We start from the raw sequence: 3715 nt of genomic DNA on the forward strand, positions 1-3715 counted from the left end.
ACGGTGGCTACATCTCACCCGGGTCCACGCTCGACGAGCTGCGGGTGTTCGTCAGTCAGTGGAACACGCTGCCGCGGGCCGACAATGCGCCGTACCGGGTGATCCAGTTCGCAGTGAACCCGCTCAAACCCTGATATTTGGGCCAGTTTGTCAAGGGGCAGGGTGAAGCGGCGGCCGCGACCGTCAGCGTGGCCGCCGCTCCTGACCAGATGAGTTTCGCTGTGGATCGAGCGTGTCGTGTTGACGCGTGTCAGTCTGAAATACGCGGGTTAATTACCGCAGGACGGACCTTCGGATCGGAGTTGGCCAGCGGGTCTAGCATCGAGCGTAATCATTTGTGTGACAACCGATTGCTCATAGTCGAATCGTGGGTCACTCCAGGACGCTTGTCGCCCCGCAGCGTTGCTCATCTGGACGATCGTGGATGGGTTGGTCAGGCATGACTGCCAACGACCAGCACCAGCCCGCCAGCTCCCTGGCGATTGCCACATTGGCAAACCATGGAGCGTTTCGGCGGGCATCGAAGCTGACCCAGCGGGTGTGCAGGCGCCGGTTGGCGGCCTGACCCGGGCCCGGGCCGCCGGCGAGGCCAGATCCCATCAGCGTCGAAGCTCGGCTCCGGGCCGATACCGGCTGCGGTGGTGCCAGGCAGCCTCGACCAGCGCGGCGAATGTGTCCGTTGCCGGTCTTGGTCACCCCACCCCGCGGCTGGTCCCGAAGAATACTCGCTGGGAACAACCCGACGTAGGCACCGATGGCGCGCCCGGTCAGTCGATGTCATTCGCCGATCCCCACCGCCAGCCCGAACGCCGTCAAGGTGGCGACGCCGCGGATACACCCCAACCGGTCACGACCGGGGTGAACTCACCGTCGGCCGCCGGCTTCGTGATCGCATGATCGAGACCACTACGTCGCTCCGGACAGGCCAGCATCGCATCACATGTCAATTGCAGTGCCGGGTCGTCGAACCGCTGAGCGCGTAACCACGACTCATGTCGGCCATTCCAAATTTGGCCACCGGAGTAGACGATGCCCTCACGGAGCAGCAGTTTCGAGAGTCGATGCCGTGCGCTCATCAAGTCCCCGCGGCGGTCCTCGCGGGCAGGCACGGGCTGCTTCCTGGTTGGTGCTGGGGACCCTCACTGTGGTGATCTGGCCCAGATGCAGCAGCCTGGCCAGATGCGCGGCATCACGGGCATAGGTCTTGACTCGATCCCCGGATGGGCGGATCAACTTCGACGGTGCGGCCACCTCACAACTGATCCCCGCTGCGGTCAAGGCTCGGGCCAAGCCGAACCCCGTCGGACTCGCCTCATACGTCGTCGCCACCGCGCCAGACAGATCTCCGAGCCACGCCAGAATCTCCCCGCGATCCAGGGTCAACCGTCGCCGGAACACCTCACCGGTGTCCCCACCAACGCACACGCTACTAGCGAACGTGCGTGCACATCCAACCCAACACTTGTGCGCTGAACATTCGCTGGGGCCTCCCACATCTGTGGGACTACCGGCCAGGACCAATTCTTGTCGGCAACCCACGTTCAAATGTGAGCGAGGCCCCAGCCCCCATACCGTCTAGCAGGGAAGTCGGGTGCGGCGTGCGCAGGCGCCCTCGGAATTCCGGTCGCGTTCGGATGGCTCTCACGTCGCGGCTGTCCCGAAAGGCGCGTGCGATGCGGTCCCTGTAGTCTGCGCTACGAGCGCCAGATCAGCAAAATGTCAACCAGTAGCCAGGCCCGTGGGTCCGTGAGACGATGTGCGGGTGGCGTGGGGCCTGCTTCCTGTCGGTGTGCCACTCGCGATCGTGCTGATCCTCGGGATGGGCGCACTGATCCTCCCTCGCGCCGACGGCCTTGAACGTCTGTTGGCCGGCGGGCTGCTCACCACGGCGCTCGTCGTGGTTACCGTCGCACTCCTAGGCGCGCTCGGCGTGCTGACTACACCGGTCCTGGTGGCGGCTCTGGCGGTGAGTACGCTGGCCGTCGTCTTGGCGGTCCGGGCGCGACAATCGCCATGGCGGCTGCCGTGGCGCGCCGCTTACAGCCGCGAAACGGCGCCGCTACTACTGGTTGCCGCCGTCGCTCTGGGCCTCGTGGTGGTGGCGGCCTACTACTTGCCGGTGTGGCAGTGGGACGCGCTGCTCTACCACCTGCCCTATGTCAACCTCGTGCTGCAGAACGGGACTTTTGCCGACGTCCCAACTGACGTGCCGTTCCTGTCCACCTATCCACATGTCGTTGAATGCGCGTACATCGCCTGGCGAGCCCTGCTGCCCGACGATCGGCTGATCGACTTGGCTCAGCTGCCTTTCGGCCTGCTCGGGACCGTTGCCATCGCGACAACAGCACACCACCAAGGCGCCCGCCCAGACCACGCGGTGGCGGCGGGCGCGGCTTGGCTGACACTGCCTGCAGTACTCCTGCAGTTGCCTACGAACTACATCGATGGGGCGTCAGCGGCGCTGCTCCTCACCGCGGTCGCGTTCGTGCTCTCGCCCCTCGACCGGACTCGCGTTTTGTTGGCCGCCGTCGCCATCGGGCTTTTCCTGGGTACCAAACCGCAGGCTCCGGTTGGCGCGGCAGTGTTGCTTGCGCTGCTGACAGTCCTCGCTGTCCGAGCGGGATTAGGCGCGATGGTGCCAATCGCCTGGACCGCGGTTGCCGCTCTCGGAGCTCAGTGTTATGTCGTCAACATCGTCCAACATGCCAACCCGATCTGGCCGGTGCACGTCGATCTCGGCCCGCTGCATCTACCCGGCACAATGGCGATGAGCGGCCTACTCGATGCCGGCGGGGTGCGCGATGGCAGCATGTTCGCACGGCTGGCTGAATCTTGGACGACGATCATTCCGCCAGAGCGAGTGTTCGACATGCACGTCGGGGGATTCGGATTGATCTTCCTGTTTGCGCTGCCGTTCGCCGCCGTACGCGTCGTCCGGTGCCGATCGCCCGTGGTCGCATTGTGTTTCGTAGCCACGCTGGCCACGCCTGAGCCATCAGTGGCCCGGTACGTGCTTGCGTTCGCGGGTCTGACCCTCGCGTTCGCAATGCCCGTGATCGAACATCCGCGCGTGCGGGGCGGACTGCGCGCGACCGTCTTCGGCGCGCTGGCACTGGCGGCGGCAGGCAATCTACTCATCGCATATCTGGGTTTGGCGGGTCCCGGCCCCAAGCTGCACCACTACGTGCGCATGACGCAGGAACAGCGGCAAGGTGCCGTAGGCGCCGCAGGATCTGCCTCCGCCTATCGCGACGCCATCGCTCACGTCGACGAGGGAATGGTTACCGTGGTCGACCACTACGCCGAGTTCCCCTACCTGGCATGGCCTTTCGACCTCTCCCGCAAAGTGGTGTTCGTCCCCATGGACGCCGACTATGCATCCGTCGAGAGCATCGTTCTGGCACCAAACGTTGCGATGCTCATCGTGGGCGACGACTCTATCGCCGGATCAGTGGTGCAGCGTCATCCCGAACAATTCGTGCCGCAATTTCTCTGCAAGGGGGGATGGGCACCATGCACGGTGTACTTGCGGCGTTGATGATCAATCTCCGTGGCGCGCGCTGATCCGCTTGCGCCCGATCCCAGCGGGTGCGAGTTCATGGAGTTTCCCAGCGGCATCCTGCAGGTGTGCGGCGACAGCTTCGCCGGCCAAGGCGTTGGCTTCGGCGGTCACTTCGCTCCGATCGCCCTGCACGTCGACACCGACTCTGTCGAG

1 protein-coding gene and 3 pseudogenes are annotated in these 3715 nt (G+C 64.9%); 3 read left to right on the forward strand and 1 reads right to left on the reverse strand.

Annotated elements, in window-relative coordinates; genetic code table 11:
* A pseudogene (locus tag QOI01_RS28625) lies at positions 1–134 on the forward strand (DUF4185 domain-containing protein); the annotation flags it as partial.
* 238 nt (positions 135–372) lie between these two features.
* Here QOI01_RS28625 and QOI01_RS28630 read toward each other — a convergent pair.
* A pseudogene (locus QOI01_RS28630) lies at positions 373–1496 on the reverse strand (IS110 family transposase).
* A 266-nt stretch (positions 1497–1762) separates the two neighbouring features.
* Here QOI01_RS28630 and QOI01_RS28635 point away from each other — a divergent pair.
* Positions 1763–3538, forward strand: coding sequence for a hypothetical protein (locus QOI01_RS28635; protein WP_526386526.1), 1776 nt, complete (start codon positions 1763–1765; stop codon positions 3536–3538).
* A 51-nt stretch (positions 3539–3589) separates the two neighbouring features.
* Positions 3590–3715: pseudogene (locus tag QOI01_RS28640) on the forward strand (DUF4185 domain-containing protein); the annotation flags it as partial.

It is taken from the genome of Mycobacterium sp. (assembly GCF_032162605.1).
Lineage (GTDB): Bacteria > Actinomycetota > Actinomycetes > Mycobacteriales > Mycobacteriaceae > Mycobacterium.